Source organism: Priestia sp. MDV22-iso46 (genome assembly GCF_058629175.1).
Map to the genome: position 1 here is coordinate 1 of NZ_JBZVWT010000017.1, position 16134 is coordinate 16134.

Consider the following 16134-nt stretch of genomic DNA (forward strand, 5'->3'; position numbering starts at 1 on the left):
GCCCGAGAGGAGTCGAACCCCTAACCTTTTGATCCGTAGTCAAACGCTCTATCCAATTGAGCTACGGGCGCTTCTTATGATGTTTACCGCCGTTGTTTTGGCGACTTTATTATAATATCATTTCTATTTTCTTATGTCAACACTTTTTTAAAAAGTTTTTTTGGTGCGGCCGAGAGGACTTGAACCTCCACGGGGTCGCCCCCACTAGGCCCTCAACCTAGCGCGTCTGCCATTCCGCCACGACCGCTAAATACATAAAATGAATAAGATGCGGGTGAAGGGACTTGAACCCCCACGTCGTAAAGACACTAGATCCTAAGTCTAGCGCGTCTGCCAATTCCGCCACACCCGCAAGAAATGAAAATGAGCCATGAAGGACTCGAACCTTCGACCCTCTGATTAAAAGTCAGATGCTCTACCAACTGAGCTAATGGCTCTTTATGGCTGGGCTAGCTGGATTCGAACCAACGCATGACGGAATCAAAATCCGTTGCCTTACCGCTTGGCGATAGCCCAATAATTTAAATGGCGGTCCCGACGGGAATCGAACCCGCGATCTCCTGCGTGACAGGCAGGCATGTTAACCGCTACACCACGGGACCATCCAAAATTATGTATAAAACAGTCAAATGGTGGAGGATGACGGGATCGAACCGCCGACCCCCTGCTTGTAAGGCAGGTGCTCTCCCAGCTGAGCTAATCCTCCACGAATATGTAAATAAAAATCAATGGTGACCCGTACGGGATTCGAACCCGTGTTACCGCCGTGAAAGGGCGGTGTCTTAACCGCTTGACCAACGGGCCATTATAAAATGGCGGAGAAGGAGGGATTTGAACCCTCGCGCCGCTTACACGACCTACACCCTTAGCAGGGGCGCCTCTTCAGCCACTTGAGTACTTCTCCATATGGCTCCACAGGTAGGACTCGAACCTACGACCGATCGGTTAACAGCCGATAGCTCTACCACTGAGCTACTGTGGAATAATATTCATCAGACTTCTTACATTGTAATCGACATTATATTTAATGTCAATAAGTTTTTGTAATTTCTTTGCCGTTTATTTGAGACGGCTTTATTAATTTATCATAATCAATCTATTTTAGTCAAGCATCTTCTACATTTTTTTTAATTTACCTTTACACTTTCCACAAACATATTTAACCGTGTTCACTTTTCTTTTTCGAACATATTTTTGATCACACTGCATACATACATATATGTGCTCTTTTTTCTTTCCATCACTTTCTTTTTTCAATGCCTGACAAAAGCGGGGGGCGCCTACTTCTTTCATTAGCCTTTTAAAGTCTTGATCTCCATGCTTATACCCTTTCCCCTCAATATGCAAATGATAGTGACAGAGCTCATGTTTAATAATTTCTACTATTTCTTGTCTGCCATATTGTTCAAAGTATTTGTAGTTTACTTCTATATTAGATGTACGTAATAAATACCTTCCACCTGTCGTACGTAAACGAGAATTAAAAGTGGCTTCATGACGAAATGGTTTGTGAAACAGCTTCAATGAAATTTCTTCTACAAGTATTTGTAAATCCTTATCATTCATCTTATATACTCCTCTACTGTATGAAATCACCTGACTAGCTCTTTGGGCATACACTTCATTACATACTCACTATTCACCTTATCATAAATGAAAAGGAGTGATTGTCCTTATGCCAATGTGGCTACAAAAACAAATGAGGCGCGCTTATTCTGAAAAAGACCGTGCACAAATAAAATTGCTCAATCAATGTTGGTTTTTTTATCAAAAAAATAATTCCGCTTCTTAAATCACTTCTTTTTACAAATAAAATTGCCTTTTCAGATTTTCTGAAAAGGCAATTTTATTATTGATGAGGCGGAATCATCGTCAGTGCGACTCTTCCTTTTTTCATATCTACGTCTTCTACCCACACATTCACCAAATCTCCTACTGAAACGACATCGAGGGGGTGCTTAACGTACCGATTCGTTAATTTAGAAATATGGACTAGACCATCTTGCTTAACTCCTATATCGATGAACGCTCCGAAGTCTACGACGTTTCGCACCGTACCTTCAAGCTGAATACCTTTGGCAAGATCCTCTAACTTCAAAATATCCTGACGGAGCAAAGGTTTTGGCAGTTCATCACGAGGATCTCTTTCCGGTCTTACGAGCGCTTCTATAATGTCTTTTAAAGTAAGCTCCCCTATACTTAGTTCTTCTGATATTTCAGGTAAAGAAATATGTTTTAATGCTTCTTTTACTTTCTCCGTTCCAAGCTCAGTCTCTTTCACTTCCGCCTTCTTTAAAAGCTTTTTAACGTCTCCATACGTTTCAGGATGGATACCCGTTCTGTCTAAAGGTTCTTCACCTTCTATAATACGTAAAAACCCAATACACTGCTCATACGTTTTAGCGCCTAGACGCGGAATTTTCTTCAACTGTTTTCGGTTAGAGAATTTTCCGTTTTCATCCCGATATTTTACAATGTTTTGAGCAACTGTCTTATTTAGACCAGCAACGTATTGTAGAAGCGAAGCAGAAGCCGTGTTTGCATTTACTCCTACCTGATTTACTACTGTCTCTACAATAAAAGTCAGTGAATCATTTAATTGCTTTTGAGACACATCATGCTGATACTGCCCTACTCCTACCGACTTAGGATCGATTTTCACAAGTTCAGCCAGCGGATCTTGCAGCCTTCTGGCAATCGATACAGCGCTTCGCTCTTCTACTTGAAAATCAGGAAATTCCTCTCTAGCAACATCAGAAGCCGAATATACGCTTGCTCCCGCTTCATTCACAATCAAATAATAAACTGGGTTTTCAATTTCTTTAAGAACATCCGCTACAAATTGCTCCGTTTCGCGAGATGCCGTTCCGTTTCCAATGGCTACTACTTCAATAGGGTATTCAGCGAACATTTTCTTTAATTTATTTTGCGCTTCAGCTGCTTTTCTCACAGGAGGATGTGGATAAATAACATCAATTTTTAATACCTTGCCTGTTTCATCTACTACAGCTAATTTGCAGCCTGTTCGAAAAGCTGGATCTACTCCTAATACCACTTTCCCTTTCAATGGAGGCTGGAGAAGAAGTTTTCGTAAGTTTTCAGAAAAGATGTGAATGGCTCTTTCTTCCGCTTTTTCTGATAGCTCTTTACGGATTTCGCGTTCAATAGATGGTTCTATTAAGCGTTTATAAGCATCTTCTATAGCTGAGATGATATAACTTTCAGCTGAAGAATCCCTTTTTTTGATTACTTGTTTATGTAAATATGAAAGAATACGATCTGTAGGCGCATCAATACTCACTTTTAAAATACCGTCTTTTTCTCCTCTATTCATAGCTAAGATACGATGAGGAACGATTCGCTTTACCGCTTCTGTATATTCGTAGTACATTTCATAGATATTTTTTTCATCTTTTTCCGGATCTTTGACTGAAGTAACAATTATGCCATCTTTTACAGTGGTCGTACGAATCCATTGACGGTAAGATGCTTCGTCAGAAATTTGTTCCGCTACAATGTCTAGGGCTCCCTGAATAGCTTCGTCAGAAGATTGAACTCCCGCTTCTTCATTTATGTATGTTTGCGCTTCATTCTTCACGTCAGAACGTGGAAAACTTAGTAGCCACTCTGCTAATGGTTCAAGACCTTTTTCTTTTGCTACAGTTGCTTTTGTACGTCGTTTTTGCTTAAAAGGGCGGTATAAATCTTCTACTTGCTGCAATTTCTTCGCTTGATGAATTTGAGCAGCCAGTTCCTCAGTTAATTTCCCTTGCTCTTCAATTAATCGAAGAACTTCCTCTTTACGCTCCTCTAAATTCATTAAGTAGTTCCAGGAATCTAAAATATTCCGGATTTGGACTTCATCCAAAGCACCAGTTTGTTCTTTTCTATATCGAGCAATAAAGGGAACTGTATTACCGTCTTCTACTAAAGCAATTACATTTTGTACTTGCTTTTGTGAAATCTCCACCTCTTTACTTACACGTTGAACAATTTGATTATCTAATTTCGTTGCAACAGACACAGCTTATCCTCCTACCTAAATGAAACTTTGTCTCTATTGTAACAAAACTCACATGCAATAACACATGTGAGCTAAAAAGAAAGGCTATGCAGTTGGAAGATGACCAGCGATATACGTAATATCGTCATTATGAGATCGAATTGCTGCCTGTAGCCGTGTCGACAATTGATCTACATTCATCGAGTTAGCAAAAACAGATTTAATCTCTTTTAATTCTAAGCCATCTGTATGAATCAAAAATTTAGAACCGGAGTCATATGGGAAGGTTTGTGTGCGGAACTTTTGAATTTTCCCTGATAAAAAACCTTGAATTGGCAGAGGGTACGTTAATTTCCCCTCCGGAGAATACAGATAAAAGCGGATATTACCTACATTTGTATAATGAAATTCGTTATGTTTTTTATCAATTTTCAAAATAGCTACTGCCGCGCCTCTTGTATGTCGAGTAGCTTTGTTGCACTTAGAAATGATTTCATCCACATCTAGATGATGATGAGCTTTCGCTACATCCGTAACAGCTACAGAAGCGGCTCTAGCTTGTTCACCGCTTCCTAATCCATCTGCCACTGCACATAGAAAATAGTCATCCGTTTCTTTGACATAGTAACTATCTCCACAACATACGTTCCCTTGCTTTGGCTCTTGGTATATATGAGTTTGAATCAACTTTGTATTAGGGTCTACTGTCATCACGACATATACTCCGAATCGTTAGAATCTGAGCGAGCTGCAGTCCTTAGCTTATCAAGAGCTCTTCTTTGCAGTCGAGATACATGCATTTGAGAAATCCCTAACTTCTCACCGGCATCTTTTTGACTCAGATTTTCAATAAATGTATAGCGAATCACTTCTTTTTCTCTATCGCTTAATACATGAAGAATCTTTTCTAACACTAAGCGCTGATCAGTTTTCTCATAACCCGACTCTTGTTCACCTACTAAATCAAGGATTGTAACAGTACTTCCATCAGAGTCTGCTTCAATGGAATGATCAACAGACAACGCTTGATAACTTTGCCCCATCTCCATCGTTTCTAAAATTTCTTCCTCTGTCACTCCGATATGATCAGCAATTTCTTTCACTTGAGGAGATCGCTGTAAACGGGTTGTTAGCTCTTCGACAGCTGCTTTAATTTTAGGACCTAATTCTTTGATGCGGCGCGGTACGTGAACACTCCACGTTTTATCGCGTAAAAATCGCTTAATCTCTCCAATGATTGTAGGAACAGCAAACGATTCAAAGCTTCTTCCAAATGAAGCATCATACCTTCTAATAGCTCCTAACAGTCCTAGCATCCCTACCTGCACAATATCTTCATGTAAGCTTCTGCCTTTTGAATAACGACGTGCAATAGATTCAACAAGGTTCTTGTAATGTACTACTAGATCACTTTGTGCTTCTTCATCCTGCGTTTTTTGAAAGCGCTCAATTCGTTCCTGAACCTGTTCTTTAGTTAATTTCATAGGTTGAGACTGTGTTTTCATCACTCTCCACCTGCTCTCTTTGCACATACTTAGTCATCATTAGCGTTACACCTTTTGAATTGACCATTTTCACTTCGTCCATTAGTGTTTCAATTAAATATAAACCAAGTCCACCTTCAGGAAGAAATTCAACTTCTTTTGATGTTTCATAAGGTCCTATATGTTCCTTAAGCTCTTCAAAATTAAAACTTTCACCTTTATCGACCACCATGATTTCTAAACGGTCATCAAATAAACCAAAACCTACTCTCACTTCACCATTTTCTTCATTCTTGTAAGCATGCTGCACGGCATTCGTACATGCCTCACTCACAGCAATTTTCATATCTTCAATTTCATCATAAGAAAAACCCATCCGGTTCGCTACACCAGACAGCGTCAGTCGAATAATCGCTACGTAGTCTGGCTTAGCAGGAATCTTCATCTCAACAAAGTCATAAGGCTGTTTCATTTTACGCCACCTTCTACTTGTGAATTCACGTTTAAAATGTCTGTGAGGCCCGTAATATCAAATAAGCGCTTGATGCGCTCTGATACACCAACAAATTTCAAAGAGCCGTTATTTTTCTTATTGGCTTTTAACAATGCAATAAATACACCTAGTCCTGTACTATCCATGTATGATACATCGGTTAAATCGACTATAATTTCCGGTTCAGTATGTTCAGTAATTTCCATGAACTTTTCTTTTAGCTTAGGTGCTGTATATGCGTCAATCTCTCCAGCCAGCTTAATACGATATGCTTGACCGTCCTTTTGTATATCTATTTTTAAATTCATCGTATTAGTAGACCCCCTCTAATTTTGTGCTATCTTTTTTGTACCCTTTTTTAGAATACTTAAACTAAACTCTTCAAAATAATCAATGTAAAGTCATCCCTCAATTGAAAATGCTGTAATTTTTCCAGCTCTTTATATACAGATTCTACAATTTCTTGAGGAGACAAATGCATGTATTTTCGAATTAATTTTATGATGTCCAATCTTTCAATAAATCCTTCTTCAGTTCTGCATTCTGTTACGCCATCTGTTAACAGAACAATCATATCGCCTTTTGAAAGCTGCTGCTCATACTGAAGATATTTCACATGGCGATCGACTCCTAGCACGAGTCCTTTTGCCTCCAAATCTTCAAATGAATCAGCTTTTGCATCATAATAAAAACCTGGCTCATGCCCTGCAGAAGCATAATCAAATAAGTTTGTCTCGGGATTATAGCTTCCGTAGAACATCGTAATAAACATACTTGGATCTACGTTTCGCTCTACAATATTATTCAAGTTCTCTAATACATAACTTGGATTTTTTCTTGAGTCCGGTAAGCTGTCCATTGCATATTTGATCATAGACATACACATTGCAGCTGGAATTCCTTTTCCGATCACATCGGCAATGGCAATACTTAACCCACCGTGCTCTTCTTCTACAAAGTGAAAATAATCTCCGTTCATCTGTTTAGCCGGTACGCTAATCGCACCAATTTCTAAAGTTGAACTAGCCGGAACCTTTGTCCCCAACAGCGTCTGCTGGACGTTAGCAGCAACTTCAATCTCAGAACGAAGTTCCCGCTGCTTATTTTTTAATGTTTGATGCTCACGAAGAGCAAGACCGTAGCTAATCATTACCTCAAGTAAAAAGTCCAGAGAATGCAGCACTTTTTCTGGAATATCAGAATAAATTTCTTCAATCACTTCTTTATGAATGCTCACTATATCTTCTGGCGATATTTCATTCTCTAAAGATTTTCTACTTAGTTTTTGTCCTTGATACAAAATTTGTTCATTTTGTGTTTGGATATAGTTCCCCAAAATATCTTTGTATAAATCTCTCATCTCTTTATCAAAAGACATTATCTATTTCCTCCTACCGGAGCCACTTAACTGCTTTAATCTCAGTACCTTCTCCGACATTTGTTTCGATGTCAAACTCATCCATCAATCGTTTTACCCCAGGAAGCCCAGCTCCTAGTCCACCCGATGTTGAGTATCCATCCTCCATTACTTTGCGAACGTCGGGGATACCTGGCCCTTCATCTGTTGCTACGACAAGAAGACCGTTTTTTCCTCCACGATTTAATTTCTCAATATAGATTTGACCCTTACCCGCATATAGGTAAATATTACGAGCTAATTCAGAAATGGCGGTTGTAATACGAGCTTGGTCAACTGTTCCAAACCCTAGCTCTTTCGACACATTTCTACCTAATTGGCGTGCCGCTACGATGTCCCATTCTGTTACGATTTTTACGCTGGATTGGAATTCCATATACTAATCCCCCAATTCCGATTGGAGTTTCTCAAGACCTTTTTCTAAATCGAGTGCAGTAAGAACATCATTTAGGCCAATCCCTAACTCAACAAGTGTAATAGCTACTGCAGGCTGGATACCTGTTAATACTACTCTAGCCCCCATCAAATTAGACATGCTAACCACGTCACCTAACACTTTTGCGATGAATGAATCGATCATATCAATTGAAGTTAAATCGATTACCACTCCTTTTGCTCCAGTTTGATGAATTTTACTTAGCAAATCTTCTTGGAATTGAATAGCCGTTTGATCATCCAGCTCCCATTGAATGGATACCAATAAATAGTCGTACAATTTCAAAATGGGTATTCTCACGTTTATTCCTCCGATTCTATATCAACTATTTTCCGCTCAGTCATTTCTAACGCAAACTCTACGCCTTTTTTTAATGAGTTTTTCGTAATAATTTCGTTTAAGTTAATACCTAAGTTCACAATAGTCTGAGCAATTTCCGGACGAATTCCTACTAACAAACACTTGGCTCCAACCAAACGTACGGCTTCAGCAGCTTGAATGATATGATGGGCAACCATCGTATCCACTACTGGTACTCCGGTAATATCTATTAATACGACCTCTGATCGGTGCTTTACGACACCTTGTAATAAATTTTCCATAATTTTCTTAGCGCGATCAGTGTCAATTGTTCCCACAAGCGGCATTACTGTAATTTTATCAAATACCGGTATTAATGGAGCAGACAATTCTTGAAGTGCAACTTTTTGCAACATAACTGTATTTTCCCACGAGTTGGAGTATTGTTCTACTATTTTGTTATAAATAGGGCTTAACCACTTATCAAACCGATAGAATAATTCAGAATGAGTTTGGTCAGCCTTCACATGTTCACTGTTTACATACCCTTCAACCACTACGTGACCCAAGTTACGTACACCCTGTGTCAAATAAGCAAGAGGCCATCCTAAACTCACAACTCGTCCTACTACTTCCTCTAGTTCCTCTGCAAAATTTTCCTGATCACGGAATGCTTTTGCCAAAAGTAAATTTACAAAATCAGAGCTTACATTTACGTACACTTGCTCGGATACAATATTTTTAATCCGCTCTGTTTCCACATCATTCATTAACACTAGCCATCGATCAAAAATTTCTGATTTATGATTTTGTATATAATTGAATAAATCTTGATTCATGAGGTCCTCCTTGTGAGTCAATACACTCATTTATATCTATATATATATTATCATTTTTAAAACGTTTCTTATTACAATATACGTTTACTGATTATTCCTAGTCAAATTAAAAAAGTTGCTCATAAAGGAGCAACTTAGTATAAATGGAAGTATAATTCTAAAAGTCGATAAGTCCTACACTGATTTGCAAGGCTTCATCCACTCTGTCCATCATTTCATCATCTAAATGGGTAATCTTGTCTGTTAGCCTCTGTTTATCAATAGTACGAATTTGTTCTAGTAAAATAACTGAATCTCGCTCAAATCCATAGCGTTTTGCATCAATTTCAACATGCGTAGGTAACTTTGCCTTTTGAATTTGAGCAGTGATCGCAGCTACAATAACAGTTGGGCTAAAACGATTGCCTATATCATTTTGAATGACAAGTACAGGGCGAACGCCTCCTTGTTCTGAGCCAACAACAGGAGATAGGTCAGCAAAATAAACGTCGCCACGTTTGACTACCAAGTCATTACCCCCCGCTTACTAAACGATCCACAGTATGATCAGCTTCATACTCTGCTAGAAAAGCCTCGGAAGCAATATTTAAGTTTATCTTTGCCATCTCCATATATCCACGTCTCATTGATTCGCGAATATGGCGTTTTTTTCGCTCACGAAGGTACAATTTTGTTGCTTGGTGAATAAAATCACTTCGGTTGCCATTTTCTTGTTTAACCATAAGATCGAGCTCCGATACTAAATTTTTCGGTAATCTTACTAGGATTTCTGTAGTTGCGCTCGCTTCAGACACAAACATACACCTCCAACATCAATACACACACCAATAGTCTCATCTTTCCTTATCATAACATTGATTAGCTTTAATGGAAAGTTAATTCTGTCAATTTCTACACTATTATCGTCAATTGATACCCTCTTTTATGCATGGAAGTTATTATTTTATTGTCTTTTGTTCGCAGACTTTTTATGTTGACTCAGGAAGATGTATATTCAGCGCAAGATATAATTATTAACATCAATATGCTGCGAATCTCTTGTATAAACCCTCGGAACCCTTGCTGCAACCATGCAAGGGATTTCATAATTAATTGTTTCAAGATGCTTCGCTACTTCATCAATTGTAATTTCAGCACCTTTTTGTTTTCCAATAAATGTTACTTTTGTACCCATTTTATACATTTTAGGTAATTTAATCATCAATTGATCCATGCAGATTCTACCAACAATTGGCACTTTAACTCCATCTACTAATACTTCAAAATTGCTTAATTTACGAATCCAGCCGTCTGCATATCCTACTGGAATAGTAGCAATCCATTCATCTTCTTTAGCTTCATAAGTAGCTCCGTAACTGATATGACTCCCTTTTTTGACTTTTTTAACATGCACAATACGGCTGTGCAGCGAAAAAGCTTGTTTTAACGGAATTGGCAAGACTTCTTTTAATTCCTCAGAAGGACTCAAGCCATACATAGAGATACCTAAGCGTACGCCATTAAAGATATCTTTCGGACGACGAAGCAAGGCTGCGCTATTTGCACAGTGAATCATCGGAGGTGTAAAATTATACTCTTTCACAATTCGAACCATTTCTTCAAAGAATGTGTATTGTTCTTCAAAATAAGACGAGTTTAGCTCGTCTGCTGTTGCAAAGTGTGTAAACACTCCATCCAGCACGAATCCCGAATGAGAAGCGATGATCTTCATCGTTTCGTGTAATTCTTCTTTTGTTCTAACTCCCAAGCGACCCATGCCTGTATCTATTTTTAAATGCATATGCAGCTGACTGTTTTCATCTAGAATGGACGCCGCTTCTTCAATCCAAGCTTTGCTATAAGCAGTGACCGTTACATCCCACTCCAATGCAGTTTGAATGTGTAGGGTAGGCACGGCGCCTAATACTAAAATGGATTCCTTTATCCCTTTTTTCCGAAGAGCAATAGCTTCATCCAAAAAAGCTACAGCTAGCATATCAGCACCAGCTTGAAGCGCAATCTCTGCTACTTCTTTATCTCCATGCCCGTACGCATTCGCCTTCACTACGGCCATTAACGTTTTATGCCCCGGTATCAGTTCTCTTACATGATTCACATTTTGAAAAATGGCTTCTACATCAATTTCTGCCCATGTTTCTCTATAAAATGCATCCATTACTACGACACTTCCTTTTTTCAGAACCATTCTAAACGTACTTTCCTCTGTTAGTATAATACATCTATAGCCAAACTTCATCTCGATCTTTATTCAAATTAAGCAAGAACAAGCCTACATGTATGCAGGCTTGTAAGCTTCTCTTATTTTCCCATCTGACTTTGCACAGATCTAGCAACTGTACTCAATTCATCTGGTGTTAGCTGATCAGAAGCCAGCATAAAGTCTACTCCATTATATGTCCAAGATAGACTTTTATCCGTTAAAGCTCCCACAGTAAAACCTAAATCAAATGGCTCTCCGGCAGTAACTGTAGATGTTGCTGTTTTAGCTACTTGCGCTTTTTCTTGTACAAGCGTAAACGGCTTTTCTCCTTTGTACATTAAAACGACTCTCTCGCCATTTTCCGTCTCAATTTTCTTTTCCTTGGACAGCTTTGTACCTTTTGGAACATCCTTAGGATAAAGGACGCTAAATGATTTCTGCTGAGCTAATGTCGGAACGTCAATCTTTGCACTTGTCATGTTTCTTTTTGTATCAAAAGCCCCTTTATCAAACTTAGAATCGAATTTCACCTTAGAGAAATCAACTTTTATTAACACTTTATTATCCGTATCCATAATTTTAACAGAAACAGGCGCTAAATCACTTTTGTTCAGCGTAATTTCTTGTTTAGGAAGCATCGTGCTATTTTGATAGTTGGTTTTTGTTTCAAAAATATAATGCTTATCCGTTGATTTAAAACTTGCCTTTTCATCCTTCACAATATCTTGGACAAGGGATTCATACAAATAAGCTTGGCTGCTATTTTGCGGCCAGTCACTTTGAAAACGAAAGCTTTTATTTAAGGCAGGCGTTAAAACAAAAACCCCTTCATCATTACGCAAAATCATTTGGCTTTGATCTTTCTTTGTATTTTTCAAATTCACTCGATAATACATAGGCTTACTATGCCAAATCTCTACATCGTATACTTGAGCATCTTTCCCTGTATTCAATGTCATCTTAGCATCTGATTTATACCCCGCCATTTCTTGTACCTTGGCATCCAATGCATCTGTTACATCCTGCTGACTTTTTTCACCGCATGCTGATAAGGCTAAGAGAAAAAAGGCGCAAACAAATAAGCCAATCCATTTTTTATGCATTTCCCCAACTCCTTTATTTCGTATATTCACAGCTAAACGGAGAAGCAAGAACATATCTTGTATCCCCTATCCACACTATGAATATATGAACAAGAAATAGTGAATATGCAGACTAGCTTGACAAGCGTTCAATAATTACTTGAGCAATCGCATAGTGCGCACTGTGGGAAATAGATACGTGTACGGACGCGTCCAGTGGTTGTTTTGTAACAATGTAGGGCTTTCCTCTTTCATCATTCATGATTTCGATATCTTGGAAGCTGAAATCTTTTCCTATTCCTGTTCCAAGAGCTTTCGAATATGCTTCCTTCACAGCAAATCTTCCTGCTAAAAATTCGACCTTACGTCGGCTTGATAGCTTTTCATAGCGTTCTCTTTCATTTTTTGTTAAAATCCGAGTAACAAAAGCACTTTGACGCTGCACCATTTTTTCAATCCGCTCTAACTCTGTAATATCAATTCCAGTTCCTATAATCATTTTCATTTAATCCTCTCTTACAGAATAGTATATAAAAAGGCCTTTATAAAAAGGAGTGACAAATATGTTCGTACGCACAGAAAATGCAGCTGAATTTAAACGTTTTTACCCTGTTACCTTCACGCTTATCTGCATCCACATTGCGCTATGGTTACTTGCCGCTCTTCCCTCACACCTTGCAGAATCTTTTATACATCAGCTTATTGGTGTGAATAGCTTAATTTCTCAAGGAGACTACTGGCGACTTTTCACACCTATCTTTTTGCATCTAAGCTTTTCACACCTTCTTTTTAACTCATTTTCATTGTTCTTGTTAGGGCCAGGTGCTGAGCGTATTCTTTCTTCTTATAAGTTTCTTCTATTCTACCTTACGTGTGGATTGCTTGGAAATATCGTTACATTTTTAATCCAATCTTCTTTTTACAGCCATGTGGGTGCATCCGGTGCCATTTTCGGGCTGCTTGGGTTTTACCTCTACCTTGTAATAAAACAAAAGCATATGCTTTCTCAAAGTAACCAGCAAATCATTGTCGTCTTTTTAATTATTGGATTACTTTCAGGTCTGCTAACGCCAGGAACCAACAACACAGCTCATTTCGTTGGAGGTATTGCTGGATTTCTTCTCGCTTTTCTCGCGTTCAAACAGAAAAACAAGCCACAGATATGAGGCCTGCTTTAAGATTTAATATAAAAAGTGGATGAGTTAATAAATTCCACATCTTCATAAGACTTCAAGTCTCTTACTAACTGAAAGAGCGCTTCATCTTTTTTCTTAGCTTCAATCATGCAATCAATTTGCGGTATCGTTCCATTTACTTCTTTTAAAAAGCTGTAAAACCCATTGACATCGATATAATCTGCATGGGCTCTAAATTCTTTATCACTTTTAGGACTAGATATATGCATTTTTAGAGGAAGCGTTTCCTGTTCCCACGTTCTAATGATACGGTCCCAATGCTCTTGCCATGAAGTTTCATCATTGTTTGCCTGATGATGATGAAGATCAAAAATGATTGGGACATTTAGTTTTTCACATAAATACAAGACGTCCTTTATATGAAAGGTTGTATCGTCGTTTTCTAACATAATCATTTGCTGAAGGGATTGAGGTACAAGCCCCCAATTATGAATAAACTGCTCCAGTGCTTTTTCTTTATCATTATAAGCCCCTCCAACATGTAAAACACAGCGATTTTTAAGCGGAATGTCCATTCCTTTTAGCAACTTTTGATGCATGCGAAGAGTTTGGATAGAATGCTTAAAAACCTCTTTATCCGTTGAGTTTAAAACAACAAAATGATCCGGGTGAAAATCTACTCGCATTGGATGTTCCTTCAAAAATACAGAAATACGCTGAAGAGCATCCTTTAAAGGAGCTATGTAGTTCCAATCTTTTAGCGCCTCATGGTTAGCTAATGGAATTAACTTAGAACTGAATCGAAAAAACTCAATTTCACTCCACGCATTATGTTTTAATAACCGTAAGCAGTTTTCTAAGTTGGATATTGCAATACGTTCGAGCTTGCGAATGGCCGCTTCATGGTCTTTCACACGCTGAAATTGTGCAAAAGTCATTGTTTGAGAAGGAGAACTATTTTCCAAATGAACGCTCATCGCCACATAACCTAACCGAACAATGGTCGACATCAGTGAACACCCCATTTTATTTTACTCATAGTGTGCACCAATAAAATAGCAATTAACACATAAAAAAACGAGCCTGTTAAGGCTCGTTTTTATTTTACGCTTTGCTGCGAGAATCTTTACGATTACTGCTGCTATTACGATTTCTATTATCACTGCCGTTGCTTCCACCGCGACGCTTGTCACCAAAACGCTTTGAGTTTCCACGACGATTTTGCTGTGAGTAGTTTTTAGAGTTAGAACGTGAACGACCTCCGCCATTTCCACGTTTGTTTTTATCACCTTTTGCAATTACCGGTGGTTCAGCAGTTAATTGAATTGGTGATTCGTTTGGTTCTTTTGTAAATAATTTGATTGCTGCTGCCACTAATGAAACTGAATCGTGCTCTTCAAGTAACTCTTCTGCCAACTGTTTGTAGTAAGATAAGTTGCCTTGTGTCACAGATTCTGTTAATTTGTCAGCTGCAATACGCTGTTGACCTTCCATTGCTTCATCAAGCGTTGGAGGAGTAAGACGCTCCATTTTACGTTTTGTTGTACGCTCAATATTGTGTAACTGTCCAGTTTCTCTTGGCGTTACAAATGTCATAGCAGCACCCATTTTACCAGCACGTCCTGTACGTCCGATACGGTGTACATAGCTCTCTGGATCTTGAGGGATATCAAAGTTGTATACATGAGTAACACCAGAAATATCAAGTCCGCGTGCAGCTACGTCCGTCGCAACTAATACATCAATAGAACCTTCTTTAAATTGACGTAGTACAGATAGACGTTTCGATTGCGTCAAGTCACCGTGGATACCTTGTGCAGAATAACCACGCATATTTAATGCTTCTGATAACTCATCAACACGGCGCTTTGTACGACCAAAGATAATAGCTAATTCAGGTGATTGCATATCTAAAAGACGAGTAAGGATATCAAATTTACGCTTTTCTTGTACTTCTAAATAATACTGCGTAATGTTTGGCATCGTTACTTCTTTTGCTTTTACTTTTACCACTTTTGGTTCGTTCATGAATTTTTCAGCAATGCGACGGATTGGAGTAGGCATTGTTGCTGAGAATAAAAGTGTTTGGTGGTTCTCAGGTACGTTTGATAAGATTTTTTCAATGTCTTCGATGAATCCCATGTTTAACATTTCATCTGCTTCATCTAAAATAACTGTATGAACATCTTGTAGACGAAGTGTACGACGATTAATATGATCTAGCATACGCCCTGGTGTCCCTACGATGATATGAGGGTGCTTTTTCAATGCACGAATTTGACGACTGATATCTTGACCACCGTAAATTGATAGCACGCGTACGCGCTTTGTTTGACCAATTTTGTAAAGTTCTTCAGATACCTGTACAGCAAGTTCACGAGTAGGAGCAATAATTAACCCTTGAATTGCATCTACGTTTACATCAACTTTTTCAATAAGAGGAATACCAAATGCCGCTGTTTTCCCTGTTCCTGTTTGTGCTTGTCCGATCAAATCGTGACCTTCTAGTGCTAATGGGATAGTTTCTGATTGAATTGGTGTTGCTTCTTCAAAACCCATTTTACTCACAGCTTTATTAAGCTGTTGACTTAATCCTAAATCTTGAAATAATGCCAAGTTTTTCAAACTCCTTTTATATTTAGACTATCTATATTTTACAAAAAAAAGCATTCTCCGAGGAAACGGAAAATGCTCTAAACGACTACTTCAATAAATTCAACGTTTAGAGTATAAGCGCCTCAAGA

Annotated in this window: 19 protein-coding genes and 9 tRNA genes; 2 read left to right on the forward strand and 26 right to left on the reverse strand. The window is 38.5% G+C overall.

Annotated elements, in window-relative coordinates:
- Positions 1–161 precede the first annotated feature (161 nt).
- The 10 genes from AC4NPH_RS29415 to AC4NPH_RS29460 form a co-directional block, all read right to left on the reverse strand.
- Positions 162–247 (reverse strand) — tRNA-Leu (locus AC4NPH_RS29415).
- A 22-nt stretch (positions 248–269) separates the two neighbouring features.
- A tRNA-Leu gene (locus AC4NPH_RS29420) sits at positions 270–352 on the reverse strand.
- Between the two features lie 12 nt (positions 353–364).
- A tRNA-Lys gene (locus tag AC4NPH_RS29425) sits at positions 365–437 on the reverse strand.
- A 4-nt stretch (positions 438–441) separates the two neighbouring features.
- A tRNA-Gln gene (locus tag AC4NPH_RS29430) sits at positions 442–516 on the reverse strand.
- 10 nt (positions 517–526) lie between these two features.
- Positions 527–602, reverse strand: a tRNA-Asp gene (locus tag AC4NPH_RS29435).
- 28 nt (positions 603–630) lie between these two features.
- Positions 631–706 (reverse strand) — tRNA-Val (locus AC4NPH_RS29440).
- A 23-nt stretch (positions 707–729) separates the two neighbouring features.
- A tRNA-Glu gene (locus AC4NPH_RS29445) sits at positions 730–804 on the reverse strand.
- Between the two features lie 9 nt (positions 805–813).
- Positions 814–904, reverse strand: a tRNA-Ser gene (locus tag AC4NPH_RS29450).
- A 3-nt stretch (positions 905–907) separates the two neighbouring features.
- Positions 908–982, reverse strand: a tRNA-Asn gene (locus AC4NPH_RS29455).
- A gap of 134 nt (positions 983–1116) precedes the next feature.
- Positions 1117–1566 (reverse strand): SprT family protein, encoded by a 450-nt coding sequence (locus AC4NPH_RS29460; RefSeq protein ID WP_013055015.1) that lies wholly within the window; start codon positions 1564–1566, stop codon positions 1117–1119.
- A gap of 109 nt (positions 1567–1675) precedes the next feature.
- Here AC4NPH_RS29460 and cmpA point away from each other — a divergent pair, with 109 nt between their 5' ends.
- Entirely contained in the window at positions 1676–1792 is a 117-nt protein-coding gene (cmpA, locus tag AC4NPH_RS29465) for a cortex morphogenetic protein CmpA (protein ID WP_013055014.1), read from the forward strand.
- Between the two features lie 57 nt (positions 1793–1849).
- Here cmpA and AC4NPH_RS29470 read toward each other — a convergent pair whose 3' ends face one another.
- The 14 genes from AC4NPH_RS29470 to acpS all read right to left on the reverse strand — a co-directional run bounded on the left by AC4NPH_RS29470 (position 1850) and on the right by acpS (position 12753).
- Entirely contained in the window at positions 1850–4024 is a 2175-nt protein-coding gene (locus AC4NPH_RS29470) for a Tex family protein (RefSeq protein ID WP_057274099.1), read from the reverse strand.
- A gap of 84 nt (positions 4025–4108) precedes the next feature.
- Positions 4109–4714, reverse strand: coding sequence for a PP2C family serine/threonine-protein phosphatase (locus tag AC4NPH_RS29475; protein WP_013081423.1), 606 nt, complete (start codon positions 4712–4714; stop codon positions 4109–4111).
- Positions 4714–5508 (reverse strand): RNA polymerase sigma factor SigB, encoded by a 795-nt coding sequence (sigB, locus tag AC4NPH_RS29480; RefSeq protein WP_013055011.1) that lies wholly within the window; start codon positions 5506–5508, stop codon positions 4714–4716. Before sigB ends, AC4NPH_RS29475 begins: the two co-directional genes overlap by 1 nt.
- Entirely contained in the window at positions 5474–5959 is a 486-nt protein-coding gene (gene rsbW, locus AC4NPH_RS29485) for an anti-sigma B factor RsbW (RefSeq protein WP_013055010.1), read from the reverse strand. The genes sigB and rsbW overlap by 35 nt, the downstream gene beginning before the upstream one ends.
- A complete protein-coding gene (locus AC4NPH_RS29490) occupies positions 5956–6288 on the reverse strand; it encodes an anti-sigma factor antagonist (protein WP_013055009.1) in 333 nt (110 codons plus the stop codon). Before AC4NPH_RS29490 ends, rsbW begins: the two co-directional genes overlap by 4 nt.
- A 59-nt stretch (positions 6289–6347) precedes the next feature.
- A complete protein-coding gene (locus AC4NPH_RS29495) occupies positions 6348–7358 on the reverse strand; it encodes a PP2C family protein-serine/threonine phosphatase (RefSeq protein ID WP_013055008.1) in 1011 nt (336 codons plus the stop codon).
- Between the two features lie 13 nt (positions 7359–7371).
- Complete coding sequence (locus AC4NPH_RS29500) at positions 7372–7773, reverse strand: anti-sigma regulatory factor (protein WP_013055007.1); 402 nt, start codon at positions 7771–7773, stop codon at positions 7372–7374.
- Between the two features lie 3 nt (positions 7774–7776).
- Positions 7777–8133, reverse strand: coding sequence for an STAS domain-containing protein (locus tag AC4NPH_RS29505; protein ID WP_013055006.1), 357 nt, complete (start codon positions 8131–8133; stop codon positions 7777–7779).
- Between the two features lie 2 nt (positions 8134–8135).
- Positions 8136–8972: an RsbT co-antagonist protein RsbRA gene (locus AC4NPH_RS29510; protein WP_013055005.1), complete on the reverse strand. Its 837-nt coding sequence runs from the start codon at positions 8970–8972 to the stop codon at positions 8136–8138.
- Positions 8973–9129: 157 nt separating this feature from the next.
- Positions 9130–9480, reverse strand: coding sequence for a type II toxin-antitoxin system endoribonuclease NdoA (ndoA, locus tag AC4NPH_RS29515; RefSeq protein WP_013055004.1), 351 nt, complete (start codon positions 9478–9480; stop codon positions 9130–9132).
- A gap of 4 nt (positions 9481–9484) precedes the next feature.
- Positions 9485–9766, reverse strand: coding sequence for a CopG family ribbon-helix-helix protein (locus tag AC4NPH_RS29520; protein ID WP_013055003.1), 282 nt, complete (start codon positions 9764–9766; stop codon positions 9485–9487).
- Between the two features lie 200 nt (positions 9767–9966).
- Positions 9967–11208 (reverse strand): alanine racemase, encoded by a 1242-nt coding sequence (gene alr, locus AC4NPH_RS29525; RefSeq protein ID WP_406643764.1) that lies wholly within the window; start codon positions 11206–11208, stop codon positions 9967–9969.
- A gap of 62 nt (positions 11209–11270) precedes the next feature.
- Positions 11271–12329, reverse strand: a complete 1059-nt coding sequence (locus tag AC4NPH_RS29530) for a LolA family protein (RefSeq protein WP_013055001.1) — start codon at positions 12327–12329, stop codon at positions 11271–11273.
- Between the two features lie 58 nt (positions 12330–12387).
- Complete coding sequence (acpS, locus tag AC4NPH_RS29535) at positions 12388–12753, reverse strand: holo-ACP synthase (RefSeq protein WP_013055000.1); 366 nt, start codon at positions 12751–12753, stop codon at positions 12388–12390.
- A 64-nt stretch (positions 12754–12817) separates the two neighbouring features.
- Here acpS and AC4NPH_RS29540 point away from each other — a divergent pair, with 64 nt between their 5' ends.
- Positions 12818–13420 (forward strand): rhomboid family intramembrane serine protease, encoded by a 603-nt coding sequence (locus tag AC4NPH_RS29540; RefSeq protein ID WP_013054999.1) that lies wholly within the window; start codon positions 12818–12820, stop codon positions 13418–13420.
- Between the two features lie 8 nt (positions 13421–13428).
- On the opposite strand, the gene uvsE is transcribed toward AC4NPH_RS29540, so the two are convergent.
- Positions 13429–14400, reverse strand: coding sequence for a UV DNA damage repair endonuclease UvsE (uvsE, locus tag AC4NPH_RS29545; protein ID WP_035439664.1), 972 nt, complete (start codon positions 14398–14400; stop codon positions 13429–13431).
- Positions 14401–14494: 94 nt separating this feature from the next.
- Entirely contained in the window at positions 14495–16006 is a 1512-nt protein-coding gene (gene cshA, locus AC4NPH_RS29550; RefSeq protein ID WP_013054997.1) for a degradosome RNA helicase CshA, read from the reverse strand.
- Between the last annotated feature and the right edge of the window lie 128 nt (positions 16007–16134).